Source organism: Geopsychrobacter electrodiphilus DSM 16401, from assembly GCF_000384395.1.
Lineage (GTDB): Bacteria > Desulfobacterota > Desulfuromonadia > Desulfuromonadales > Geopsychrobacteraceae > Geopsychrobacter > Geopsychrobacter electrodiphilus.
Genome location: NZ_ARWE01000001.1, coordinates 2,658,108 through 2,682,938 on the forward strand (window position 1 = coordinate 2,658,108; position 24,831 = coordinate 2,682,938).

Sequence of the window (24,831 nt, forward strand, 5' to 3'; positions counted from 1 at the left end):
TCAGCGGCCTGTCAACCTACCTGTCCTCTTTGTCCAATCCAAAAGCTTCATGCAGAACGCGCACGGCCAATTCTGTATACTTGTCGCTGATGACACAGGAAATTTTTATTTCGCTGGTCGAGATCATCTCAATATTGATCCCTTCTTTCGACAGGGTTGCAAACATCTTGCTCGCCACCCCGGCATGGGAACGCATCCCCACCCCGATAATAGAAACTTTTGAAATAGAGGTATCACTGCTGGTCCCGCGTGCGCCGATCGTGCCGGCAACCGACTCGATAATCTGCACTGCCTTTTTACAATCAGTCTTGGGGACGGTGAAGGTCATGTCGGTCTTCCCCTCACTCGAAACGTTCTGAATAATCATGTCGACCGTGATATTCGCTTCTGTCAGTGGCGAGAAGATCTGTGCTGCGATACCCGGCTGATCCGGCACGCCCAGAACACTGATCTTGGCCTCGTCCTTATTAAAGGCAATCCCTGAAACAAGTACCGTCTCCATCTCCTCATCCTCCTTCATCACCAGTGTTCCCTGGCTATCGTCAAAACTGGAACGAACGTGAATAACCACGTCGTATTTCTTGGCAAATTCAACCGATCGAATCTGCAGCACCTTGGCGCCAAGAGACGCCATCTCAAGCATCTCCTCGTAGCTGATTTTATTAAGTTTACGCGCCGCAGGGACCATGCGTGGATCCGTTGTATAAACACCATCGACATCGGTATAAATTTCACAGACATCTGCTTTAAGGGCTGCTGCTATAGCCACCGCTGAGGTGTCCGAGCCGCCACGCCCCAGTGTCGTAATATCCCCCAGATCATCCACACCCTGAAAACCGGCACAGATTACGATGGTTTTGTGCGCCAGATCCTTGCGGATATTGATGTCTGGAATACTCTTGATCCGCGCGACGGCATGCGCACTATCGGTAATCATCGGAATCTGCGAACCAAGATAGCTTTTCGCCTGATACCCCATCGACTGCAGACACATCGAGAGCAGGGCGATTGTCACCTGCTCACCGGTCGAGACCAGCACATCATATTCACGCTCATTGGGGAACTCACACACCTCATTGGCCATTGCGACCAAACGGTTGGTTTCGCCTGACATGGCCGAAACAATCACCACCACTTCGTTCCCTTCATCAAAGGTCTTCGCGACCCTTTGGGCAACGCTGCGGATGCGCTCGATTGTGCCAACCGATGTGCCCCCGTACTTTTGAACAACCAAGGCCATATTTTTCCTGCCTCCTTCAGTTTTTAGGACGACGTTTCACCATTGGGCTAACGCCAGAAATATCTCTAGGCTGTGGTTATTTCAGCATTTTCAAGAGAAAGACCTTAATAACAGGAAACCTCTAGAGGGGTCAAAACGTTTTTAATAAAAGATCCCATAAGCGTTAGCTTTTGGCAGCGATTAACTCACGTTCAAGATGACATAACAACAAATGAGGGCTCTCCCCCCGTGCCTGGAGTTCAATGCGACGCTTATCAGCCGACAATCGCACAAGTGACACAAGCAGGTGATCAAATTCACGATTATCCAGACGCTCTGGCCACTCGACCAGCGCTACACCATCACTATAGGCAAAATCGTCAAATCCGATTTCGATCAACTCATCAACATCCAAAAGACGATAGAGATCAAAGTGATAGAGATCGAAACGTGCCGAATAATGGTTCATCAGGGTAAAAGTCGGGCTGGTGATCGGGACCTCTTCCGGAATCCCAAGGCCTCGCGCCAGGGAACGGGCAAGGACTGACTTTCCGGCACCCAGATCTCCTTGCAAAAGGATGGTCATTGGGGATTGCAGCAGCTCACCGAGGAGATAGCCCAAACGGCTGGTTTGCTCTTCACTGCAGGTTTCGATTGTCACGACAGGTTCAAACCTCAAACGCCTTAATCAGATCCAGCCGCGCCACAACACCCAACAATTTACCTTTTTCAATGACTGGGATTAAATGGGCCTTATGCTGGCTCATCAGGCCGGCTATTTCACCCACCGTCGCATCAGGTGAACAGGTCACGGGATTCCGCTGGCAAAGCTCACCAACGGTTTGCGCAGTCACTCGATCGACCTCTTTGCGAAATTGTTTCTCGCTATCGAGATAAAACACCCCATCAAACAGTGCCATAACGGTCGGGATATGCAGCGGTTTCTGCTGCTCAATCAGATCGGTCTCACTAATCACACCAACAAGTTTGCCGGCATTGTCCAGAACCGGCATATTACTAACATTTGAAGCGACAAATTTAGCCGCCAGCTCTTTTAAACTGGTATCCGGGGTGACACTGACCACATTCGTGGACATGATCTCTTTTGCTGTCAGCATAAGCAGGCTCCTTCTAGTTGATAACGTGCGACAGGAACGGCCTTTAGCAGATCTCCAGCCAAAATTCCCGCACATCCAAATTCAGCCGCCAAATGATCGGCTGCGGCTCCGTGTAACCAGGCCCCGAGGCTGGCGGCATCAAAAGCCGTCAACCCCTGTGCCAGTAATCCCCCGATCAGGCCACTAAGAACGTCTCCGCTTCCAGCGCTGGCCAGTCCAGCATTTCCACTGGTGTTAATTCTCACCTGTCCAGCGGGATCAGCAATCAGGGTTCGTGCACCTTTCAGCAGCAAGACGACCTGATGATCGATGGCAAACTGACGGGCCAGACGAAAACGATCCGCCTCAATGGCCGCAATCGGCATCCCGATCAGACGCGAGAACTCACCGGGATGCGGAGTTAAAACCAGAGGGTATGATGTTCGAGTCCGCAATAGCTCAACGACCCCGGCAAAAGCGTTGAGCCCATCGGCATCCAGTACCATCGGTAACGTGCTCTCTGTAACCAGCTGTCTGATGGCAGACACTGTCTCTTGGTTATTCCCAAGACCTGGGCCAAGAACCAACGCCTGCCAACCTGCAGCAGCCAAGGCAAAAATCTCCTGGATGTTTTCCGTGTGGAGGAACTTCCGTTGCAACGCCAGTGGGCGGGTCATCACTTCGGTCAACTTGATTTCAAAGATATCATGTAAACCTCCGGGACAGGCCAGGGTGACCAAACCGGCGCCACTGCGCAACCCGGCTTCACTACTCAGAGCTGCAGATCCCGTCATCCCGGCGGAACCAGCCACCACACCTAGATGTCCAAAAGAGCCTTTATGCCCAGTCGACTGCCGTGACGGGATGAGTTTTGCCGCCGTAATCGCATCGACCAAATCACAACAGAAATCAAATTTCGGACGTTTCAAGCGTGGAATCCCGATCTCAAGAATGCGCAGATCCCCAACGAAATCAGCCCCCGGACGGCTGGCGAGACCGATTTTGCCACTATCAAAGGCCAGGGTCAGATCCGCACGCACCGCACAACCCATTATCCGGCCATCAGAGCCCTGAACGCCTGAAGGAATATCAATCGCGACCACCTTGGAGGAAGACTGATTAATCAGATCGATTGCCGTGCGATAAAGACCGGTTACCTCGGCCGAAAGTCCGGTTCCGAGCAGAGCATCAACGATTAAGATCGGTTCCGACTCGGTAAATTCGACCTGCAGGCTTACCGCCTCAGATAAAAAACGAACATCGGCTTCCAGATTCTGTAAAATTTGCAGCATCAGGGCGGCATCACCACTGATCCGATGCTGCTCGGCAAGTACCAGGGTACGCACCTGCCAACCAGCGTCAGCCAGGATCCGGGCAATAACGTAACCATCACCACCATTGTTCCCGGAGCCGGCCATGACCAATAGCGGACCAGGGAAGATATCGCTGTATTGATGCTGAATCACTGCCGCGGCGGCCCGCCCGGCATTCTCCATCAAAGCCGCACCTGGAATCCTAAGGGATTCTATCGCGTTACGATCGATCGCCTGCATCTGTTCGGCCGTGACCAGCTTCATCTACACACCTGTGTGAAAAAGGGATGACTATGCTTCGAGTATAACCGATGCGACACCATATTCGCCGTCGTGACTGTAGGAAAGATGGGTGCGACTAGCACCTTTTTCGGCCAGCATGGCCAGCGCACGTCCGCTTAAAAGTAACGAAGGGCATCCTAACTCATCACGCACGACCTCGATCTGTTGCCAGCTCAGGCCGCAACGCAAACCGGTTCCGAGCGCCTTCACATAGGCTTCCTTGGCTGCAAACCGCACCGCAAAATGGGAAGCGGGATGTTTATGCGCTTGAGCGTAATCCCGTTCACCCGGGGTAAAAATACGCTCCAGTAAGGCCGTTTTCTTCTGATCAACAAACCGTTGAAAACGGGGGATACTCGCCAGGTCAACGCCAGTACCAACAATCGACATCAGCTCCCCTTGAGAAGTTCAAGCATTTCGCGAACCGCTCGTTCCATCCCGACCAGTACCGCGCGACCAACGATGCTATGACCAATATTAAACTCATCGATACCGCGCAGCGCAGCGACCGGACCAATGTTGCGGTAATTCAGCCCGTGCCCGGCATTAACTCCCATGCCGAGTTTACGTGCGGCGCTGATAGCGAGTTCAAGGCGCCGCAACTGTTCGAGTCGATCCTTTTCGAGCTTCATCTCACAATAGGTCCCGGTATGGATCTCAATATAATCAGCGCCGACGCGATGACTGGCCTTAATTTGTTCAATATCGGGCTCAATAAAGAGACTGACGACAATACCAGCCTGCTGCATCAGCGAGATCTTCTGCTTCAGTGTCTGACGTAACATGGAAACGTCAAGCCCGCCCTCGGTGGTCAATTCGTGTCGCCCTTCAGGAACAAGTGTCACCGAATCCGGCAACAGCTTCATGGCGATGGCAACCATCTCTTCGGTCAGGGCCATCTCCAGATTCAAACGGGTCTTGACCGTTTTGCGCAGTATTTTAACGTCACGGTCTTGAATGTGCCGCCGATCTTCGCGCAGGTGAACGGTAATCCCGTGCGCGCCTGCCAGCTCGGCCAACATCGCTGCGGCAACCGGATCGGGTTCATCGATACCACGCGCTTCACGCAACGTAGCAATGTGATCAACATTAACTCCCAACTTAGCCAAGGGTTCGAACTCCTTTAAATAGAAAATTATACTGAGCCTTTTCAGGCCCCGATGGCATTTTTCACTGAGGTTGCAATTTCAGCGGCCAAAAGCTCGATCTGTTGCTGATCGGTACCCTCGAGCATGATACGAAGCAGGGGTTCTGTCCCCGAGTAGCGGATCAAAACCCGACCCTGTTCTCCCAGAGCAGCCTCTGCGGCGGCAATCACCCTGCTGACCTCCGGGAGCTGCGAAAGCTCGGTGCGTTTTTTCACGCGGACATTTACCAGCACCTGAGGGAGCGCTTCCATCACCTGGGCGAGTTGCGAGAGCCGCTTGCCGCTCCGCTGAACAATTTCCAGAACCTGCAAGGCGGAGAGGACGCCATCCCCGGTGGTATTATGATCAAGAAAAATCATGTGTCCTGACTGTTCGCCGCCCAGGTTATAACCCCCACGACGCATCTCTTCGACCACGTAGCGATCACCGACCGCCGTCCGCAGCATGGTGCCGCCAGCTTTTCTGAGCGCAATTTCAAGCCCCATATTACTCATGACCGTCGCCACCAAAGTGTTTTTCTTCAGGGTCCCGGCTGCCAGCATCCGCGTAGCGCAGATGGCCATAATATGGTCGCCATCCACCTCATTGCCATGTTCATCGACAAAGATCACGCGATCGGCGTCACCATCAAGCGCGATGCCGAGATCGGCACCATGTTCGCGCACCGCCTGCGCCATAACCTCTGGATACAAGGAGCCACAGCCGGCATTGATATTTTTACCATTCGGTTTGACCCCGAGGGTAATCACCTCGGCACCCAACTCTTCAAAAACTGCCGGGGCAACCTTGTAGGCGGCACCATGGGCACAATCAAGCACGATCCTCAGACCCTGCAGGTCAAGATCACGCGGAAAGGTATTCTTCAGGAATACGATATAACGGCCAACGGCATCATCGATCCGATATGCCTTACCCACCGCATCGGCGATGGGCCGCAAAGAGTCAATTTCTCCACTGCTGATCAGTTCTTCCATGCGCATTTCCATCTCATCGGGCAGCTTAAACCCGTCGCGGCTGAAGAACTTGATCCCATTATCCTGATAGGGGTTGTGCGAAGCGGAGATCACCACCCCAGCATCGGCACGCATTGACGAAGTTATAAAAGAGATTCCAGGCGTGGGCAGAGGCCCGACCAACAACACATCAACCCCCATGGAACAGATTCCCGCAACCAGAGCGTTCTCGATCATATATCCCGAGAGCCGGGTGTCTTTACCGATCACCACCCGATGGCGACGATCGCCATCCTTAAAGATATGACCTGCGGCGCGCCCCAACTGCATGGCGACTTCAATCGTCATCGGATAGATATTGGCTACTCCCCGCACTCCGTCTGTTCCGAACAAGCGTTTTTTCCCCACTACTTCACCCCACCTTCTGTAGAATTATTCGCCGGCAACTGGGTCTCAGGGACAGGAGCCACCGGCTCAATTGCGACATGAATCTCTGCTGTTTTTTCGTTCAAAAAGTTGGAATACGTGTGTTCATAGACCAAAGGTACAATCTGCGAAAACCCTTCGGTTACACCTTTCAGACTGATCGGCTCGGTCATCACCTCCGAAACTGATTTGATCTCACTTTCGGCCCCGGAAATAGCGATTTTATCCGGTATCGTCTTGAGACCGGAAACACGATAACCCGGGTCAGGATCATCGGCAAAAACCACCTTTATGGGGACAAGTTTTTCTTTCCGCCGATCAAGCCGAATATCAACAAACGATGGCGAAAGACGGGTCACACGCATCCCACTCGGAAGATTCAAGCGCTCATCAAGACGTTTAAAGGAGGTCAGCCCCGGTTTAAGGTCAGAGAGATCGACGGCAATACTGATATCGTTCGGACTGACCTTCATCAACAGGGTGCGCGGCCCGCTGATACGCACGTCTATCAAACTGGGAACCTGATTGGCAATCACCAGATCTTTCGGAATTTTCTGCAGCTCGAGGGGAACGGTGTATCCGACCTCAAGATGCCGCTCTCCCATAATGAACATCCACAAAATCAGGGCGAAGGTCAGGGAAAGGAGTTTCAACGTCCAGTTTTTGGTAATCAACTCAAGCATCCCTAACCCTTCCTTTTCTGCTTGGTTTTTTTGCGCCGCGGCTCAAGCAGTCGACCCAGAACCTTGCGCAGGTCTGTCGCATCCAGGTCGCGAGTGATTCCCCCGTTGACCACCACTGAAATCTTGCCTGTCTCTTCCGAGACGACAATCACCACGGCATCCAGCAGTTCAGTCAGACCGATGGCAGCACGGTGACGCGTGCCCAGATACTTGCTGATATCCAGATTTTGGCTCAGCGGCAAAAAACATCCGGCCTGAGTGAGACGACCCTGTTGCACCACAAGGGCGCCATCATGGATCGGCGAGGAGGTCAAAAAAATTGCCTGAATAATCTCACTCGTCACCCGCGCGTCGATCGCGGTGCCAGTTTCCAAAACATCCTTGAGCCCCGTTTCACGCTCAATCACGAGCAGCGCGCCGATTTTCTTCTGCCCGAGAGCAACACACGCCTGCACCAGTTCATCAAGAACGGCGCTCTCCTCGGAAAAGGACAGGCCCGCAAAAAAGGGATTACGTCCGACATGCATCAGGGCACGCCGGATATCGCTTTGAAAAATAACAACAATAACCAGGATAATTGAAGAGAGGAAATTACTGAGGATCCAGTTAAGGGTATGTAGCTCGCCAACCCGTGACGCCACATAAACCAGGAGAATAACAGCCAACCCAAGGAGCATCTGCACCGCGCGGGTGCCTTTGATTAACAGGATAATTCGATAGATAATAAAGGCAACGATGCCGATATCAAGTAAATCAAGCAGTCGGAAGTTGGCTAGTATGTCAGGCATTGAAATCCCAATTCCGGGAATCCGTCACAGTCAGAGGCATCATCATTGGCGCACTCGTCTCAGGTAACGGGCGGAGCCCCCTCGCGGATAGCCCAGGCAACCAAAGCCGCTTCGCGTGCCGGGCGCACATCATGTACTCGAAAAATCTGCGCACCCCGCTCAACCCCAAGCGCAACACTGGCCAAGGTCCCGGCAAGCCGATGGGAGGGATCAACCATTTGCAGAATCTGACCGATAAAACTCTTGCGCGAGGTGCCAAGCAACACCGGATATCCACATGCGACCAGAAAGTCCAGATGTTTTAACAGCGCGAGATTTCCGTAAATATTCTTACCAAATCCGATACCTGGATCAAGAGCTATTGAATGTCGATCCACTCCAGTGGCAATGGCGCTTGCTGCAGCCTGAAGCAGGAAAGAGGTCACTTCTCCAATCAGGTCTTCGTAGTCGGTCTGTTGTTGCATGACATCAGGCCGACCAGGAGTGTGCATCAGGAAAAGACCGGCACCGGTCTCAGCTGCAACATGAGCCATCAGTGAATCGAACTTCAAGCCACTGATATCGTTAATAAAATTGGCACCTTCCGCAATTGAGGCTGCAGCAACAGAGGCCTTATTCGTGTCGATCGAGAGTGGAATATCGGTTTCATCGCGCAGACGTTGAATCACGGGAAGAACCCGATCCAGCTCCTCCTGGAGTGAGACCGTCTTCGCTCCTGGCCGGGTACTCTCCCCCCCGATATCCAACAGATCAGCCCCTTGAGTTATCATCTGGCGGGCCTGCGTCAGCGCATTGTCAAGGCTGTAAAAATGACCACCATCCGAAAAGGAGTCGGGGGTCACGTTCAGAATACCCATAATCCGCGGTCGGGTCAGCTCGAGCGAGCACCCCTTACCGAACAATCGCGCAGGTTGCGGTATCCGTTCAGGCGTCTGGGTCACGCGCTTCTGATGAGCTGTCAACCACGGTTTCATCAACAGCTGGCTCGACAGTCTCAGCCCCCTCGCTTACTTCAGTTACGACAGGCGCTGGAACTTCGGCATTTGGAAAAACGATCTTCGTGACTTCGGGTCCGTCAAGGGTCTCGCGCTCAAGCAAAGCTTCGGCAAGGTCCTTTAATTGAGGATGATGTTCACTGAGCAGCTTCTTGGTCTTCTGATAGTTTTCCTGGACAATCCGCCTGATTTCATTATCGATGTCAACCGCTGTCGATTCGCTATAGTTCTTCATATGGCCCATGTCACGGCCGAGGAAAACTTCGCCGCCCTCCTTTTCACCGAAGGTCAGGGGCCCCATTTTTTCACTCATGCCCCATTCGCAAACCATCTTTCGTGCAATGGCACTGACCCGTTCCAGATCATTGCTGGCACCACTGGTGACCGATTCGAAGGTCATCTCTTCAGCAATCCGTCCTCCCAACAAGGCACATATTTTTATATTCAGACCGATCTCAGTTTCATTGTACTTCTCTTCGGCAGGCAGATACATGGTGACCCCCAGAGCACGTCCCCGTGGGATAATTGACACCTTATGCACCGGGTCTGAACCTGTGGTCAAAACCGAAACCAGCGCATGACCGGCTTCATGATAGGCCGTGACTTTCTTCTCGTCCTCAGTAATCACCATTGAACGGCGTTCTGCCCCCATCAGGACCTTATCTTTGGCCGCTTCAAAATCACAATTATCCACCTGGGTTTTATTGCTGCGAGCGGCCAGCAATGCTGCCTCATTGATCAGGTTCGCCAGATCGGCACCGGAGAAACCAGGCGTCCCCTTGGCAATCGCATCGAGGTTGACATCCTCACCCATCGGCACTTTACGTGAGTGCACCTGAAGGATTCGACTTCGCCCCTTGATATCTGGCCGAGGGACCACAACCTGACGGTCAAAACGGCCCGGCCGGAGCAGAGCGGGATCAAGGACGTCTGGTCGGTTGGTCGCCGCGACAAGGATGACCCCTTCATTTGACTCAAAGCCATCCATCTCGACCAGCAGCTGATTCAGAGTCTGTTCACGCTCGTCATGTCCACCGCCCAGACCGGCGCCCCGGTGACGACCCACGGCGTCAATTTCATCGATAAAGATGATACAGGGCGCATTTTTCTTTCCTTGCAGAAAAAGATCACGCACCCGACTGGCCCCGACGCCGACAAACATTTCAACAAAATCTGAACCGGATATGGTGAAGAAAGGGACCCCGGCTTCACCCGCGACAGAACGTGCCAGCAGGGTTTTCCCGGTTCCGGGAGCGCCAACCAACAGTACCCCTTTGGGGATTCGGCCGCCAAGACGAGTAAACTTTTTCGGATCCTTGAGAAATTCAACCACCTCCTCAAGCTCTTGCTTGGCCTCGTCGACACCAGCAACGTCCTTAAACGTCACCAACCCCTGAGTATCAGTCAGCAGCTTGGCTTTACTCTTGCCGAAGCTCATGGCTTTACCGCCACCAGACTGCATCTGGCGCATAAAAAAGATCCAGACCCCGATCAGCAAGAGGATCGGCCCCCAGGAAACCAAGAGGGTAAACCAGAACCCCTGATCATCGACCGGCTTGGCTTCAATCGTGACCCCCTTATCCTTCAATTCCGGGATCAACTGCATGTCTGGCGGGGCTGTTGTTAAAAATTTGGTGCCATCTTCAAGTGTTCCGGAAATTTGGGAACCTTGGATGACGACTTTGGTAACCTGTCCTGACTCAATATTACCCAGAAGCTCGGTATAGTTAATTTTTTTCTGGTCGCCCCCCCGTTGGCTCATCATATTGAAGAGCATGATCATCAGGAGTGAGATGACCAACCAAAGGGCAAGATTTTTCTGAAATTGACTCACTGGACCCCCTATGGAGCTTTTACGCTACAGCTGGCCGTTTAACGGCCAGCCAGATGACTTGAAAGATTTGAAAAACTAACATAAACGAACTGCACTCACAAGGCAATTGTCGGTAAATCTGCGGCTTCAAGCAGCCTCAGAACAAGCATTTTCCGGCTGTTACTTTCGAGAGGGGCCAGAGCCGAACGACGCAGACCAATCAACCAAAGGATCTCTCCCCGATCAAGCAACAAGGGAAAGGATTGGCGCTGCTCTTTTTCGAGCTTCAGATCAATCATAAAATTTTTTAGCTTTCGCTGCCCCCGCATTCCTGACGGTCGAAAACGATCCCCAGCTTCCGGGGATCGAACCTGCAGCGGAAATTCAAGTGCTGACGGATCAAAGACAACCTGAACAGCTGTCTCGCTAACCGCCTGACCGCTCAGTTCCGCATAAAGAACCCTTCCATCAGGGAGAGAAAGTGGCTTGCCTAGTGATAAAAGGAGATCAAAGGACAGGCGCTCTGGTTTGGATTTGCGTAGCCATAATTGCTCATAACGGCGACCGGCCCAACTGCCGGGTAGATCGAGCTCAGCCTGAGAACGTTCGGTATGAAGTAATCGGGACAAAGCATCCAGGTGCACAGTTGCGATTCCAGACAAATCTCCCCTCACCTGGCGTAACCCCTCCCGCAGCAGGCGCACCTGAAGAGCAGGATGTGCGTCAAGAAGTGCCTGCCGATTCAGGCGCAGGCCATCCTCATTGTTAACTAGTACCTTTGCCCAGCACTGGGCCACCTGCTGCTGCCAGAAATCTTCCTCCAGCTGAAACTGACGACTCAAAGAAGCCAACCGCTGCTTTATTTCAGGGTTGTAGTCAGACAATTGCGGCAACAACTGATGACGGATTCGGTTACGCAGATAAACAGTGTCCGCGTTACTCTCATCTTCCACCCACCGGAGCTTTCTCTGTTCCGCATAGGCCATTATTTCCTGCCGCGAAAACCGGAGCAGGGGGCGCCACCACAGACCTTGTATTTCAGACATCCCGGCCAGGCCACTCTTGCCGCTTCCTCTCAACAGGCGTTGGAGAAAGGTTTCAGCCTGATCATCACGATGGTGGGCCAAAACAATATGCATACAACCGGCGGCCTCTGCCTGACCTAAGAATAATTTTCTGCGTGCTTCACGACCTGCCGTCTCCAGGCTTAAACCTTTCTCGATCGCAAGCGCCGGGACATCAACCCGTTCCACCTGACAAGGAATCCCAAGTTCCCGGCACTGATTAAGGACAAAATCAGCATCTTCATCGCTTTTTGCGCGAATCTGGTGGTCAACATGGACAATCTGCAAATAGTGACCGCCATCTCCCATAAAACGGCACAGCAGATCAAGCAACACCATCGAATCAACGCCACCAGAGACACCGAGAAGCAGAGAGGTCTCTGCCCCGACTCCTGCCTGCCGGGCAATCTTACTGAAAATTCTCTCCACAGATCCCTCATACCTGTCGCTACAGTCTAACGCGCAGTATAAACCAAAAAAGCCCTCCCCGTAACCGGGAAGGGCTTTTCGAATTGGTGGCGGTGCAGAGATTCGAACTCCGGACACTGCGGATATGAGCCGCATGCTCTAACCAACTGAGCTACACCGCCATGCAACTATTTAATGCCCGGATAAAGGGCTTATAACTTGGTTGCGGGAGAAGGATTTGAACCTCCGACCTTCGGGTTATGAGCCCGACGAGCTACCAGACTGCTCCATCCCGCGTCACGAGTGCAGGAAAGTATTACTCCGCAGATCAAATGTCAAGCAAAAAACTGTTGTTCAAACCCCGATCAGCGGTGCTTGACAAAGCCCTTAAGTTTATCCTTGCTCGTCGCAAAGGACTGCGCCTGAACAGCTGTATTTTTATCGAGGTAGGGGCCAAAAAGAACCCGATACCAGAGACCCTTTTTCCCCAGATCTGCTTCGGCAATATACGCCGGATACCCTTTGGCGCTCAACTTGTCACGCAGGATTCCGGCGTCGGCAGCGGACTGTGAAGAAAAGACCTGAACCACCCACTCTCCCCCTTTGACGACCGAAGGCATGGCCTGGGGTTTAGAAGAGGCAGAGGATTCCAATTCAGCAGGAGGGGTTGATTTCTTGGCGGTGGGAGAAGAGTCAACCTTTGCGGATGCCGTTGCCACATTGGACGCGGCAGGTTCAGACACTGCCGGGCTAACCTCTTGAAATGAGCCCGAGATTAATTTCTCCGTTTTTAATTTTTCGGCACTCGACAAGCGATTATCCGGCGGCAGGTTAATCCCACTCCCGAGCGGGGCAGGCTCTGCCTTGGACAGATTATCGTAAAAACTAAGTTTTTCCTCGGGAGCCTTTGCCTGGAGCGGTTCCTTTTCGGCCGTCGGAGTCTGCGAAATCGGCACACTGATACGAGTCGATTCATTTGCAGAGGGAAGATCTTTCACGGCCACGCGATTCCGCCCGACAATTACACCCAAAGCAAAACTGACGACCGCGATCACCAGAACCAGCGTGACCAGCAACACAACCTGTTTTTTTTCAACCCGGCGCTGCACCCGTGTTTTCATCGTTGATTTCATGTCCATCGTTGTCCCCGCATATTCAAGTGTTCGCTGCGAAGCAGTATTTCACCTGCAACAAATAACTTATTTTTCGTCACCCGAAAACTGATAAATCAACTCACCTTCCCGCACCATACCCAAGTCTTTGCGCGCAAGCTGCTCCCAATAATCACGGTCCTTCTGCAACAGCTGGATCTCCTTACGCAACTCCTCCTGCTGTTTCTGCAGATCAGCCAACCGTAACTCAAGATCCTGCTTATGCCGATAAGTTTGAAAGGCCCTCAACGCTCCGCGTTCACCCAATAAGGCAAACCCGAACATCACCAGCACAATCAGAATCAACCAGAGAGGAATAATTCTGTTTACCGGCCGACCCGGTTCTTTTGCTTCAGCCAAACACGCCTCCCCACTTGAAGGTTAAAAGCTTCGCACGCAGCAACAATAGGGTCAACATCTTTCCCGGTATTCACCTGATCTAGTTGGACAGGAAACTCCGACCAAACTGTCCGATCTGCCCGATTCCACTGAGTGTCAATTCAAACATGATTGAACGTTCAACGTTCCGGTCACGCAAGGTCGCCTTGATGCCCCAGCACTGCTGACGCAGATCCAGAGTGACCACCTGCTCCAGTTGGGATGACTGCAAAAGATCGTAGCGTTGTTCGTACCCCAGATACAACGGCTTCAGCAGCGCCAGGTTAACCCCAATATTGACATTGTCAACCTGCTCCAGACCAGTGGAGGGTCGCCGTTTATGATAGGTAACATTCAGGCTGTTACCATGCTCATCAGTCAGGTTGCCATCAAAGGAAAGGTCCGGCCAACGATTCTGCTCAATATCGTAATAAGCATCCGCTGACAATGAGCCGTTCTGCAAAGGACGCAGGGTCAATTGAGTGCGCAACTCGGAGAAAGGGTTGCCCTCGACTCCCCCTTGCTGAAGTGCGTAGTCCTGTGACAATTTGAGCCACAGCACCTCGCGCTGGATATCGCCGCCCTCATCATTGCTCCACTTTCCGATGATCCGATTAACCAGTGCATAACCTACAGAATGCTGTTGATTTACCTGATCGTAACGATCGAAATCAGGAAGTGCAACGCCAGTATTGGCTTCGTTATAAATATAATTGAATTCAGGCTCGATGCTGTGCAGCCAGCTGCGACTTCCGTTGCCGTAAACTCGTGACAGCCGGCTCGACACGCGCGCCTGCATATCCGCATAACCTGAGGAAGAGGTCAGGCCGTTATCCAGTTGAACATAATGATTCTGGCGATAGCCATATTCAAAATTAAATTCGAGTCCCTTGGTCAGATAGGTATGAACCCCAATTCCCGGACGCACTGTCAAGCGGGTTCCGGTGACCCCGTCATCTCGAGCAAAACGGGTATAGGCCGACTGTAGCCCGAAGTAGAGAGGCGTTTTCCAGAGCCGTAAAGGGGCCACAGAAAAATCGACTTGCGGAGCCGCCTGCCAGGGATCGCTGTCTGCAGCCTCGAGATCCTTGATTGACTTGAACTGCCCGGTAAGGCTCGCCTTATCCCAGACCTGATTCACAAAGAGACTGCTTATAACCTGCTGCTGATTATACACCCCTGCGACTTCACCGTAATCACTGAAATAGCTGCGATCGTTGACAAACTCTGCATCGACCACCATTCGCAGGTCATCGTTGATCTGCCCGAAATGCGTCCAGTCGAGGAGCAGGGGATTGCTGCCGTCTCGTGCCAGGACAGTATAAGCGTTAAATTTCCCCTGCTGGTTATGTGAAAAGATATAGCGATATTCAAGCCCGATCCCGGTACCGATTTTCGACATATGGTCCAGATAAAAGGTCGCATCCATATTGCGGCCCAACACCTGATACCAGGCGGTTGATAATTTGCTGCCTTTCCGGCCAGAAAAACCGAGACTGGGCATTAAAAAGCCTGATTCACGTTCGTTTTTAATCGGGATCTTCAAGTATGGGGAATAAAAAAACGGCACATCCTTGATATAAAGCAGCGCATGCTTGGCGATAAGATAACGACCAATGGTGACATCCGCCTGTCGGGACCCGACCGACCATGCCGGACGTTCTCCATCACACAGCGTGATTCGGCCATCATAGAGACGAAATCTTTGCGTCCCGAGTCGCTCGAGACGCCGACCAGAGATACGGAGAGATTTCGCCGGCCACAGAGCCTCTCCTTCTTCGATAAAGCCGGTTCCCTGTCGCAGATCGTAGGAAATTCGTTGCCCATTCAACTCTTCCTCGGGGCCGGTTAAATGAACCTGACCGCTGGCATCAATTTCACCGGTTTGTTGATTCCACCAGAGCTGATCACTCCTCACCTGGAGCGGCCCCTGTGTCAGATGCACATTCCCAAGCGCATGATAGCGGCCCGTTGCCTGATCAAAATCGAGTTGATCAGCTTCCAGATCCACCGGAGCCCCCGCTGCGGATTTGGGCAACTCAGCGGCCAGGAGTCTGGAAGACAGCAGCAGGAGAGTCACTATGAAAAACAAGCCCAGTTTCAAATGCCGACTCCAGAAAGATGTAGACACTGTTCACGCAGCTGAGCCACCAGAAAAAGGGAGCCAGCAACCAGAATTTTTTGCCCCGACTTTCTAACTCTGATGGCCTTCATCAATGCATCCTCCAGGTTGCAAAAAACTTCGCCGGAAACTCCATTCTGTCTGGCGATTTCCAGAATATTCGGTGCAGAGGCGGAAGGTTCAGCCTTCAGCGGGGCCGAAAAAACCTGTTCAACGTGGGGAAAGAGAGGTGTCAAAATCCCCGTGACGTCCTTATCCCCTTTGACTGCAACGACCCAGAGCAGACCCTGCAAATTTTCCTGGGCGAGAAATTCAGCCAGGCCCAGAGCTGCATGAGGGTTATGTGCTCCATCGAGCAGGATGTCCCCGACCCATTCAAGTCGACCCGGCCAACGCAGCTCAGCAACGGCACCCCTGATAAGTTTTAGATCAAGAAGCTCAGCGGGCAAAAGTTGCTCGACAGCGGCCAGGGCAAGGGAAATATTTTCGCGCTGATAGACACCAGGCAGACCAGACTCAAGCTCGGGAATTTCCAGTGATCTACCGTGAAAACCAAAAGGGAGCGGAGGCAAATCCCAAGAAAAATCACGCCCCGCCAATAATAAGGGGGCCTGTTTGTGCTGAGCAACCTGACGCAAGACTTCGGCCACCTCAGGCTGTTGCCGAGCACAGATCAGCTGGACGGCGTCCTTTATAATGCCTGCCTTCTCCCGGGCAATCAGGGTCAGCGTCTCGCCGAGGTGAGCCGCGTGGTCGAGCGCTACAGGCGTAATGATACACAAGGCAGGACAAACCACATTGGTCGAATCAAGCCGCCCACCCAATCCGGTCTCCAGTATCACCCAGTCGACCTTCTGCTCGGCAAAAACGCGCAAGGCCATGACCGTCGTAAACTCAAAAAAAGTCGGGATGATCTCTGCACCACAAGCTCGAATCTCTTGAGTTTGTCGCACAACCTCCGCTTCGCTGATCGAGCGGTTGTTAATGCGGATCCGCTCGGTAAAGCTGTGGAGATGAGGTGAGGTGTAAAGGCCGGTTGAAAAGCCCAGGCTACGCAAAACCTGCTCCAGCGCAGCCGCCGTCGAGCCCTTGCCATTGGTTCCGGCAATATGGACAATCCGCAGCTTACGTTGCGGATTGTCCAGCGACTCTAGCAGTCGACGGGTATTTTCAAGCCCGAGCTTTATGCCGAAATGTTGTAAGGCATAGAGGTAATCGAGGCTGGACGAATAGTCCATGTCGCCTCAACTATTAGTGAAGATCCGCAATATCTGCGAAAGACGTTCTTTCATTTCGCTCCGCGGCACAATCATATCGACCATGCCATGCTCAAGCAGATACTCAGAACGCTGAAAACCATCCGGCAGAGTCTGGCGAATCGTCTGCTCTATAACCCGCGGTCCGGCAAAGCCGATCAAGGCACGCGGCTCGGCCATATTGATATCACCGAGCATGGCAAAACTGGCAGTCACACCACCGGTCGTCGGATCGGTCAATACCGAAATAAACGGAATTCCTGCCGCTTTCAACTTGCCCAGCGCCGCACTGGTCTTGGCCATCTGCATCAACGACAGGATACTCTCCTGCATCCGCGCCCCACCCGATGAACTGAAGATCAGGACCGGAGCCTTGACCTTAAGCCCTTTCTCGATGGCGCGTGTCAGTTTTTCACCAACGACCGACCCCATACTTCCCCCCATAAAGGAGAAGTCAAAGACGCCGACGATCGTCGGTAGCCCATCGATGGTGCCGCTGCCACAAATAACGGCATCACCATCACCTGATTTTTTGACCGCATCGCGAATTCTGTCTTTGTATTTTTTGGTGTCTTTGAACTCCAGAAAGTCAACCGAACGGACCTTTGCATCCATCTCGACAAACGAACCCTCATCCAGAATCAGATCGATCCGCTCCCGGGCGCTGATACGAAAATGATAATCACACTTGGGGCACACATTGAGGTTACGCAGGATCTCCTTGGCGTAGATAATCTCCTGGCAGTTCTTGCATTTGGTCCAAACCCCTTCAGGCATCTGGATTTTCTTTCTTTCAACGGCCGTGACCGGCGCTTTCTTACTCTTAAACCAAGCCATGAATCAACCTCTCTTCCGCCATTTTATTTCCCGGTCCTGCCGGAAAAGGATAGCGGATATCTGTCAGATCTCGTAGATTTCGCCTCCGCGGAGCACCGTTAACTGCGGATGGGCCGACTGTGAAAGTTCACGTTGCAACTCATCGAGATACTGCTGCTTCATATGAAAGATGTACACCGGAACATCGTCCCGGTCCAGTTTTACCAGCTGTTTTTCCAACATCGCTGGTGTCATGTGTCCACTGCGTATCGCTAAATCGTCAAGGCGATTAGGAAAAGAGGTTTCAATAAATGCACCACGCAGCTTAGTGCATTCACGCCCTAACTGCCAGATCTCTTCTGTATCACTGGTGTCGCCCGAATAAAGAATCGCGGCATGCTCAGTTTCGAACAGATAGCCGACGGTATGCACCGGGTGGTTGGTCTGTCTCCAGCTCACCTGCAAGCCGGCAATTTCTACAGGTCCCTCCGGCGGCAGCGGACAGTACCGCAAGACCGGACGGTCAGAACTGGGAAGACGGGTAAAGTCTGGCCAGACCTTGTTGTTCAGTAGATGCTCACTTACCATGGCGAGAACAGGTTCAGGCGCCCAAACCCGAATCGACTTTGTTCGCAAACCCATCATATTGTCGGCCAGAAAGGCCAGATCAACCATGTGATCAAGATGGGCGTGAGTCAGCAACACATCATCGATCTGGGCTTGCTCTTCAAGGCTCAAGGCAAAGCTGACGGTTCCGGCATCCAGCAGCAATCGCTGGTTGATCAACAGACAGCTGGCATGAAAACCGGGAGCACGGGATCCACTGCTGCCGAGAACCTTCAGTTGCATTCCAACCCTCCAATAAATCGATCAGCGACAGTTTTCAAGCCCCTGCCGTAGGTCAGTAATAAAACGATGCACCTGCTGTTGCAGATCAGGTTGATGTGCGTGATCGGCTATTACTTTAACCAGAGCACTCCCTACCACCACGGCATCTGCATAACTGCCGACTATCGCAGCATCTTCAGCGGTAGTAATGCCAAAACCGACACCCACTGGAATCGGGCTCAATTTCCGGACCTCAGTGACGGCCTGACGAATCTCTTCGGGATCGAGCTTTTTAGAGCCAGTCACCCCGGTCATGGAAACATAATAGAGGTACCCGCTACCCAGTTCGGCAAGACGCTTCATTCGCTCGGGCGGAGTGGTCGGCGCCAGCAGGGTAATTATATCGATACCGTGCAGCTTGAGTGCCGGGAGAACCTCATCGGCCTCTTCCGGCGGCAGATCAACCAGCAACAGGCCGTCGACCCCGGCAGCAGCAGCATCGACCGCAAAACGTTCAACACCGTAGCGATAGACCGGATTGAAATACCCCATGAGTACGATCGGCACCTGTGACTCCCGACGCACTTCCGCAACCAGGCTCAAAACACCTGCAAGACTGGTTCCGGCGGCAAGAGCGCGTTCCGATGCCGCTTGAATCGTGGGACCGTCGGCCATGGGATCAGAAAACGGAAAGCCGAGCTCAATCACATCCGCACCGGCAGCAACAAGGGTGCGCACCAGCACCAGACTGGTTGCAAGATCAGGATCACCAGCGGTAATAAACGGGATCAACCCGGGACGGTCGGCCTGTTTAAGTTGAGCAAAAACCTGTGTAATGCGATTCATTGAGTTTCCTGACATCAACCGCCACCCTCCAAACCGAGGGCTGACAAGGGCACCCGGCAGTCTAATCGAAGCGGACGCCGGGTTTCAATCCTTTTCTCCACCCGAGATCGGCCTTGACTGCAGATAAAGATCAAGGTTTTCAAGCAATTTCGACTGGTATTTAAGAAAGGCCTCTTCTCCAGTTATATGAGCGAGCATAGCCTGTGGGCCACGAATAAAATTTTCGATTCTAAGTCGGCATCCCCCCTCAATTGGCTCAAGATCAAAACGGGTACCCGCCCGACTCATCAAGACGCCGCTTCGCTCCCAGATCAGGATTCTGGGTCTGTCGACCCGCGTCAAGATCACCGGGGTTTCTGCCGACATGCCCTTGAGATCAAGATGCATTGCATTCCCCGTTGAAAAGCTCCCTGCAAGCTCGGCTTTCTCTGCGCCAGGCCACCAGCGAGGCCATTGCCTCACCTCAGCCAGAACCTGCCAGAGACCAGCTTGCGATACCTGATAGTCCCTGTGGCTCTCAACCGAGAAAGAGCTTTGTTGCGTGGTCAGAAGGAGCAAAACAAGGGCGATGACGAGCAGGCCCGCAAGCACGATAATTTTTTTCAGCATCGGTCATCAACCCCTGCCCCGGATGCGGCCAGCCACATGGGTGAGTTCAGCCTTTCCTGGGCCCGGGTTTGGACCCTGGACGTCGGCCGGCCGGGCGGCGTGAACGAGTCGAGCCCTCGGCCTTGCGTACCGGCATCGGGGGCCGCTTTCTGCGCGCTACCCGTTTGTATTCGAAGCAGAAGTCTTCATCAAGAGGCATGGTGCTCGGAATCTGCCTGCCGAGATAATCCTCAATTTCCGGCAACTGGTACACGGTCTCTTCATCCGCGAAGCTGATCGCCTTGCCGCTGGCACCCGCCCTGGCGGTACGCCCGATGCGGTGGACATAATCCTCACGGTCTTGGGGCAGATCATAATTGACGACGTGGGTGACGTTATCCACGTGAATCCCGCGCGACGCGACATCGGTCGCGACCAGGAAGATCACCTCGCCGGCCTTGAACTGATCGAGAATCCGCATCCGCTTCTTCTGTGGAACATCCCCCGAAAGCACGGCCGACGCAAACCCGTTGGCCTCGAGCAGATCATTAAGACGTTCCCCTTCGATTTTGGTATTGATGAAGAGCAGCATTCGTTCGATATTCTCTTCACGCTTGATCAGACCGTTAAGCAGGGCGAATTTTTCCCGGCGTGAAACGTGGTAGAGGATCTGCTCTATATTTTCGGCTCCGACCTGTTTCGGCGCGATCGAAACCTTCGCGGCGATATTCATGAACTCGTAGGCCAGCTCCATCACCTGGGGTGAAAGGGTCGCCGAAAAAAGCATGGTCTGACGCTTTTCAAAGGGAGGCAACTGACGCAGGATGTAACGCAAATCCTTGATGAAACCCATATCGAACATGCGGTCGGCTTCATCAATCACCAGCATCTCAACCCGATGCATGGAAAAGACCTTCTGCTTGAAGTAGTCAATCAAGCGCCCCGGAGTAGCAACAATAATATCGACCCCGTCGGTCAGCGCCTGGCGCTGCTTGTCGTAGTCCATTCCGCCGAAAATCGCCTGCACCCGCAGACCCGTATGGGCTCCGAGCTGTTCCGCATCGCTGCAGATCTGGACCACCAGTTCACGGGTCGGGGCCATGATCAGCGCGCGGGGATTAACAGTGGTCTCGGTTTTGCTCGCCAGCAGGCGGGTAAAAATTGAAATCAGAAAGGCCGCGGTTTTGCCGGTGCCAGTCTGGGCCTGAGCCGCGACATCCTTACCGCTGATCGCCAGCGGGATTGATTCTTCCTGAACCGGGGTCAGTTTTGTAAAGCCGGCCTCAGCGATCCCTTTGAGAACCTGGTCGGGCAAATTAAATCGGGTAAATTCCATGCAAACGTTAGCTGAGCCCGCGGGTCTCCCCGCCTGACTCATCTTCCTTTCTTAAAGAGAAACGAACTAAAAAACCAATGGATAGCCAGGCTATCAAAGTGAAGCGTTCAGCGCTTCAGCAACGGTATGAATATCTTTGTCCCCGCGACCGGAGAGGCAGACGACGATTATTTGATCGGGCGTCATGGTCGGCGCCAATTTCAGGGTGTGCGCTATCGCGTGGGCACTCTCAAGTGCCGGGATAATTCCCTCGACCCGGGTCAGCCTCTGAAAAGCATCGAGCGCCTCCTGATCGGTAATCGATACATACTCGGCACGCCCGATATCATTTAAATGAGCATGTTCGGGTCCGACCCCGGGATAATCAAGGCCGGCCGATATGGAATGGGCGTGGTCGATCTGACCATCGGCATTTTGCAACAGATAAGTCTTGTTGCCGTGCAGCACGCCTTTAGCGCCGGCAGTGATCGATGCAGCATGCTTATCGGTATCAACTCCAAGTCCAGCTGCTTCGACCCCGATCAGACGTACAGCAGTATCATTGATAAAGGGGTAAAAGAGCCCCATGGCATTGGAGCCGCCACCGATGCAAGCCAGCGCCACATCGGGCAAGCGACCAGCCGCCTCCAGAATCTGCTCACGCGCTTCAACACCGATGACCGATTGAAAATCACGCACCATCTCGGGATAAGGATGGGGGCCAGCCACAGTCCCGATAACGTAAAATGTGTCGCGCACGTTGGTGACCCAGTAGCGCAGGGCATCGTTCATCGCATCTTTCAGAGTAGCTGTGCCGCTGGTCACTTCATGCACCCGCGCTCCGAGCAGTTTCATGCGAAAAACATTCAACGACTGGCGACGGATGTCCTCGGTCCCCATGAAGACATCACACTCCATGCCGAACAGCGCCGCAACAGTGGCAGTCGCCACGCCATGCTGCCCGGCACCGGTCTCGGCGATCACCTTGTTTTTCCCCATACGCCGGGCAAGCAGGATCTGACCGACAGTATTATTGACCTTGTGTGCGCCGGTATGGTTGAGATCCTCGCGCTTCAGATAAACCTGAGCGCCACCCAGTTCACTGCTCAAACGCCGCGCATGGTAAAGCGGGCTGGGCCGCCCGACATATTGCCGCAGGTAATATTCAAACTCGGCGGTAAATTCCGGGTCCTGACGCGCCTCGCTATAGGCCTGCTCAAGTTCAAGCAGTGAAGGCATCAGGGTCTCGGCAACGTAACGCCCGCCGAAATCCCCATAATGCCCACGCGCATCGGGTTGTTGATATGTCATATATTCCTCACCTGGCGGATAAATTCCGCCATTTCTGCATGATCTTTTCTCCCCGGCGCAGACTCAACACCGCTGGAGACATCGACCGCAAAGGGACGTACCTGGCGGATCGCCTCCGCCACATTCTGCGGATTCAGCCCGCCAGCCAGGATTACCGGATGCTGGTCGGCGAAATCCTGCAGCAACTGCCAATCGAAAGATTCACCACTACCACCATAAAGCTGATCGGACCAAGCATCGAGCAATAGCCCAGAGACCTCATAGTCTGCTGCTGCCGCCAAACTCCCAGCATCCCTGACGCGCAACGCCTTGATCACCCGGCGTCCGGGGAACAGGCAGTCTTGCGGGGTTTCATCGCCATGCAGCTGGATCAGGTCGAGACCGCAGGCTGAAACGGTCTGCTCGATCACCACCCGAGTTTCATTCACAAACAGACCGACGGTTGAAATAAACGGCGGCAGTGCCCTGATAATGACTGCGGCCTGGGCCGCCGTAACCGCACGCGGGCTCTTGTCATAGAAGACAAAGCCCAAGGCATCCGCGCCGGCGGCCACTGCAGCCAGCGCGTCCTCCACAGAGGTGATGCCGCAGATTTTTACCCGCGTATACTGCATAAGCACCCTAGAAAGCAACCTTCGGCAGATGCTTGAGCGATTCGGTAATCGCCTCGCTCGGATACTCAAAATCTTCCAGCTGACCGGCAAAGAAGGCGTCGTAAGAGGCCATGTCGACATGCCCGTGGCCGGAGAGATTGAAAAGAATTGTTTTATTCTGCCCCTCTTCTTTGGCCAGTAGCGCCTCGTCGATGGCGGCGCGGATGGCGTGAGACGATTCGGGCGCCGGGATAATCCCCTCGGTGCGCGCAAACAGCACGGCCGCATCGAAGCAACCGACCTGGCCAACGGAGCGGGCCTCGATGATCCCTTCATGCAGCAGTTGCGAGACCAGAGGAGAGGCCCCGTGATAACGCAGACCACCGGCATGGATGCCAGGTGGCATAAAGTCGTGCCCCAGGGTGTACATCTTAGAGATCGGCGCCATCTTGGCGGTGTCCCCGTAATCGAAGGCATAGACCCCCTTGGTCAGGGTCGGACAGGAGATCGGCTCCGCTGCCACCAGACGCACCTGCTTACCAGCAGCCTTATCCGCCACAAAGGGGAAGGCGAGACCGGCAAAATTGGAGCCGCCACCGTGACAGCCGATGACCACGTCAGGATAATCTCCTGCCATCGCCATCTGCTCTTTGGCCTCCAGCCCGATCACGGTCTGGTGCAGGCAGACATGATTGAGCACGCTGCCCAGGGCATAATGCGTATCGGCATGGGTCGCCGCATCTTCAACGGCTTCGCTGATCGCGATGCCGAGCGAACCATTACTGTCGGGATCAGCTGCAAGGATACCACGCCCGGAGTTTGTCAGGTTGGACGGCGAAGGGATGACGTTGGCGCCCCAGAGCTGCATCATGCTTTTACGGTACGGCTTCTGCGCATAACTGATCTTGACCATATAGACGGTACATTCGAGACCAAATTTCTGGCAGGCGAGCGCTATCGAAGAGCCCCACTGTCCTGCTCCGGTCTCACTGGCGATCCGCTTGATCCCTTCCTTTTTATTATAGTAGGCCTGCGGCACAGCAGTGTTCGGCTTGTGGCTCCCCGCCGGAGAAACCCCTTCGTACTTGTAATAGATCTTGGCCGTGGTCCCCAAGGCCTTTTCCAGAGCGTGGGCACGGTACAGCGGCGAAGGACGCCAGAGGCGTAAAATCTCGAGGACTGGCGCAGGGATATCGATCCAGCGCTGGTTCGACATCTCCTGTTCGATCAGCGCCATGGGGAAGAGGGGCGCCAGGTCATCGGGCGATACTGGTTGTCCGGTCCCGGGGTGAACCACCGGCGCCATCTGCCCGGGCATATCAGGAATCACATTGTACCACTGCTTGGGAAGACGATCTTCAGGCAGAATAAATTTGGTCTGCATCGCTCATTACCTCCAGGTCAGTTCATATATGGATTGAAATCGGGTTGCCCCATT

General features: G+C 53.5%; 24 protein-coding genes and 2 tRNA genes. All 26 read right to left on the reverse strand.

Annotated features, from left to right (window positions below):
* Window positions 1–16: 16 nt before the first annotated feature.
* The gene (locus D888_RS0112705; protein ID WP_020676936.1) at window positions 17–1,240 is read right to left on the reverse strand and encodes an aspartate kinase; all 1,224 of its coding nucleotides are present in this window, start codon (window positions 1,238–1,240) and stop codon (window positions 17–19) included.
* A 163-nt stretch (window positions 1,241–1,403) separates the two neighbouring features.
* Window positions 1,404–1,880 (reverse strand): tRNA (adenosine(37)-N6)-threonylcarbamoyltransferase complex ATPase subunit type 1 TsaE, encoded by a 477-nt coding sequence (tsaE, locus tag D888_RS0112710; protein ID WP_169513287.1) that lies wholly within the window; start codon window positions 1,878–1,880, stop codon window positions 1,404–1,406.
* 7 nt (window positions 1,881–1,887) lie between these two features.
* Window positions 1,888–2,337 carry a CBS domain-containing protein gene (locus D888_RS0112715; RefSeq protein WP_020676938.1) on the reverse strand — a complete coding sequence of 150 codons (450 nt, stop codon included), beginning with the start codon at window positions 2,335–2,337 and terminating at the stop codon, window positions 1,888–1,890.
* Entirely contained in the window at window positions 2,331–3,893 is a 1,563-nt protein-coding gene (locus D888_RS0112720) for a bifunctional ADP-dependent NAD(P)H-hydrate dehydratase/NAD(P)H-hydrate epimerase (protein WP_020676939.1), read from the reverse strand. The genes D888_RS0112715 and D888_RS0112720 overlap by 7 nt, the downstream gene beginning before the upstream one ends.
* Before the next feature lie 27 nt (window positions 3,894–3,920).
* Window positions 3,921–4,301, reverse strand: coding sequence for a holo-ACP synthase (gene acpS / locus D888_RS0112725; RefSeq protein ID WP_020676940.1), 381 nt, complete (start codon window positions 4,299–4,301; stop codon window positions 3,921–3,923).
* Window positions 4,301–5,020 (reverse strand): pyridoxine 5'-phosphate synthase, encoded by a 720-nt coding sequence (locus tag D888_RS0112730; protein WP_020676941.1) that lies wholly within the window; start codon window positions 5,018–5,020, stop codon window positions 4,301–4,303. Before D888_RS0112730 ends, acpS begins: the two co-directional genes overlap by 1 nt.
* 41 nt (window positions 5,021–5,061) lie before the next feature.
* Window positions 5,062–6,360: a phosphoglucosamine mutase gene (glmM, locus tag D888_RS0112735; RefSeq protein ID WP_051092417.1), complete on the reverse strand. Its 1,299-nt coding sequence runs from the start codon at window positions 6,358–6,360 to the stop codon at window positions 5,062–5,064.
* A gap of 59 nt (window positions 6,361–6,419) precedes the next feature.
* Window positions 6,420–7,121 (reverse strand): CdaR family protein, encoded by a 702-nt coding sequence (locus D888_RS0112740; RefSeq protein WP_020676943.1) that lies wholly within the window; start codon window positions 7,119–7,121, stop codon window positions 6,420–6,422.
* Between the two features lie 2 nt (window positions 7,122–7,123).
* A complete protein-coding gene (gene cdaA, locus D888_RS0112745; protein ID WP_020676944.1) occupies window positions 7,124–7,909 on the reverse strand; it encodes a diadenylate cyclase CdaA in 786 nt (261 codons plus the stop codon).
* A gap of 59 nt (window positions 7,910–7,968) precedes the next feature.
* Window positions 7,969–8,850, reverse strand: coding sequence for a dihydropteroate synthase (gene folP, locus D888_RS21630; RefSeq protein WP_245555014.1), 882 nt, complete (start codon window positions 8,848–8,850; stop codon window positions 7,969–7,971).
* The gene (gene ftsH, locus D888_RS0112755) at window positions 8,834–10,738 is read right to left on the reverse strand and encodes an ATP-dependent zinc metalloprotease FtsH (protein ID WP_020676946.1); all 1,905 of its coding nucleotides are present in this window, start codon (window positions 10,736–10,738) and stop codon (window positions 8,834–8,836) included. The genes folP and ftsH overlap by 17 nt, the downstream gene beginning before the upstream one ends.
* A gap of 95 nt (window positions 10,739–10,833) precedes the next feature.
* Entirely contained in the window at window positions 10,834–12,210 is a 1,377-nt protein-coding gene (gene tilS / locus D888_RS0112760; RefSeq protein ID WP_020676947.1) for a tRNA lysidine(34) synthetase TilS, read from the reverse strand.
* 84 nt (window positions 12,211–12,294) lie between these two features.
* Window positions 12,295–12,371: transfer RNA gene (locus D888_RS0112765), tRNA-Met, on the reverse strand.
* 38 nt (window positions 12,372–12,409) lie between these two features.
* Window positions 12,410–12,486 (reverse strand) — tRNA-Met (locus D888_RS0112770).
* Between the two features lie 68 nt (window positions 12,487–12,554).
* Window positions 12,555–13,328 carry an SPOR domain-containing protein gene (locus tag D888_RS0112775; RefSeq protein WP_020676948.1) on the reverse strand — a complete coding sequence of 258 codons (774 nt, stop codon included), beginning with the start codon at window positions 13,326–13,328 and terminating at the stop codon, window positions 12,555–12,557.
* Window positions 13,329–13,388: 60 nt separating this feature from the next.
* A complete protein-coding gene (locus tag D888_RS0112780; protein ID WP_020676949.1) occupies window positions 13,389–13,700 on the reverse strand; it encodes an FtsB family cell division protein in 312 nt (103 codons plus the stop codon).
* A 79-nt stretch (window positions 13,701–13,779) separates the two neighbouring features.
* On the reverse strand, window positions 13,780–15,822 hold the full coding sequence (locus D888_RS0112785; protein ID WP_020676950.1) for an LPS-assembly protein LptD: 2,043 nt from the start codon (window positions 15,820–15,822) through the stop codon (window positions 13,780–13,782).
* Complete coding sequence (locus D888_RS0112790) at window positions 15,819–17,078, reverse strand: bifunctional folylpolyglutamate synthase/dihydrofolate synthase (RefSeq protein ID WP_020676951.1); 1,260 nt, start codon at window positions 17,076–17,078, stop codon at window positions 15,819–15,821. The genes D888_RS0112785 and D888_RS0112790 overlap by 4 nt, the downstream gene beginning before the upstream one ends.
* A 6-nt stretch (window positions 17,079–17,084) precedes the next feature.
* The gene (gene accD, locus D888_RS0112795; protein ID WP_020676952.1) at window positions 17,085–17,933 is read right to left on the reverse strand and encodes an acetyl-CoA carboxylase, carboxyltransferase subunit beta; all 849 of its coding nucleotides are present in this window, start codon (window positions 17,931–17,933) and stop codon (window positions 17,085–17,087) included.
* 63 nt (window positions 17,934–17,996) lie between these two features.
* Complete coding sequence (locus D888_RS0112800; RefSeq protein WP_020676953.1) at window positions 17,997–18,761, reverse strand: 3',5'-cyclic-nucleotide phosphodiesterase; 765 nt, start codon at window positions 18,759–18,761, stop codon at window positions 17,997–17,999.
* A 21-nt stretch (window positions 18,762–18,782) separates the two neighbouring features.
* Complete coding sequence (trpA, locus tag D888_RS0112805) at window positions 18,783–19,586, reverse strand: tryptophan synthase subunit alpha (protein WP_020676954.1); 804 nt, start codon at window positions 19,584–19,586, stop codon at window positions 18,783–18,785.
* Window positions 19,587–19,670: 84 nt separating this feature from the next.
* A complete protein-coding gene (locus D888_RS0112810) occupies window positions 19,671–20,195 on the reverse strand; it encodes an SRPBCC family protein (protein ID WP_020676955.1) in 525 nt (174 codons plus the stop codon).
* A gap of 46 nt (window positions 20,196–20,241) precedes the next feature.
* Entirely contained in the window at window positions 20,242–21,510 is a 1,269-nt protein-coding gene (locus D888_RS0112815) for a DEAD/DEAH box helicase (RefSeq protein WP_020676956.1), read from the reverse strand.
* A gap of 93 nt (window positions 21,511–21,603) precedes the next feature.
* Window positions 21,604–22,800 carry a tryptophan synthase subunit beta gene (gene trpB, locus D888_RS0112820; protein ID WP_020676957.1) on the reverse strand — a complete coding sequence of 399 codons (1,197 nt, stop codon included), beginning with the start codon at window positions 22,798–22,800 and terminating at the stop codon, window positions 21,604–21,606.
* Entirely contained in the window at window positions 22,797–23,414 is a 618-nt protein-coding gene (locus D888_RS0112825) for a phosphoribosylanthranilate isomerase (RefSeq protein WP_020676958.1), read from the reverse strand. The genes trpB and D888_RS0112825 overlap by 4 nt, the downstream gene beginning before the upstream one ends.
* 7 nt (window positions 23,415–23,421) lie before the next feature.
* On the reverse strand, window positions 23,422–24,777 hold the full coding sequence (locus D888_RS0112830) for a TrpB-like pyridoxal phosphate-dependent enzyme (RefSeq protein ID WP_020676959.1): 1,356 nt from the start codon (window positions 24,775–24,777) through the stop codon (window positions 23,422–23,424).
* Window positions 24,778–24,831 lie beyond the last annotated feature (54 nt).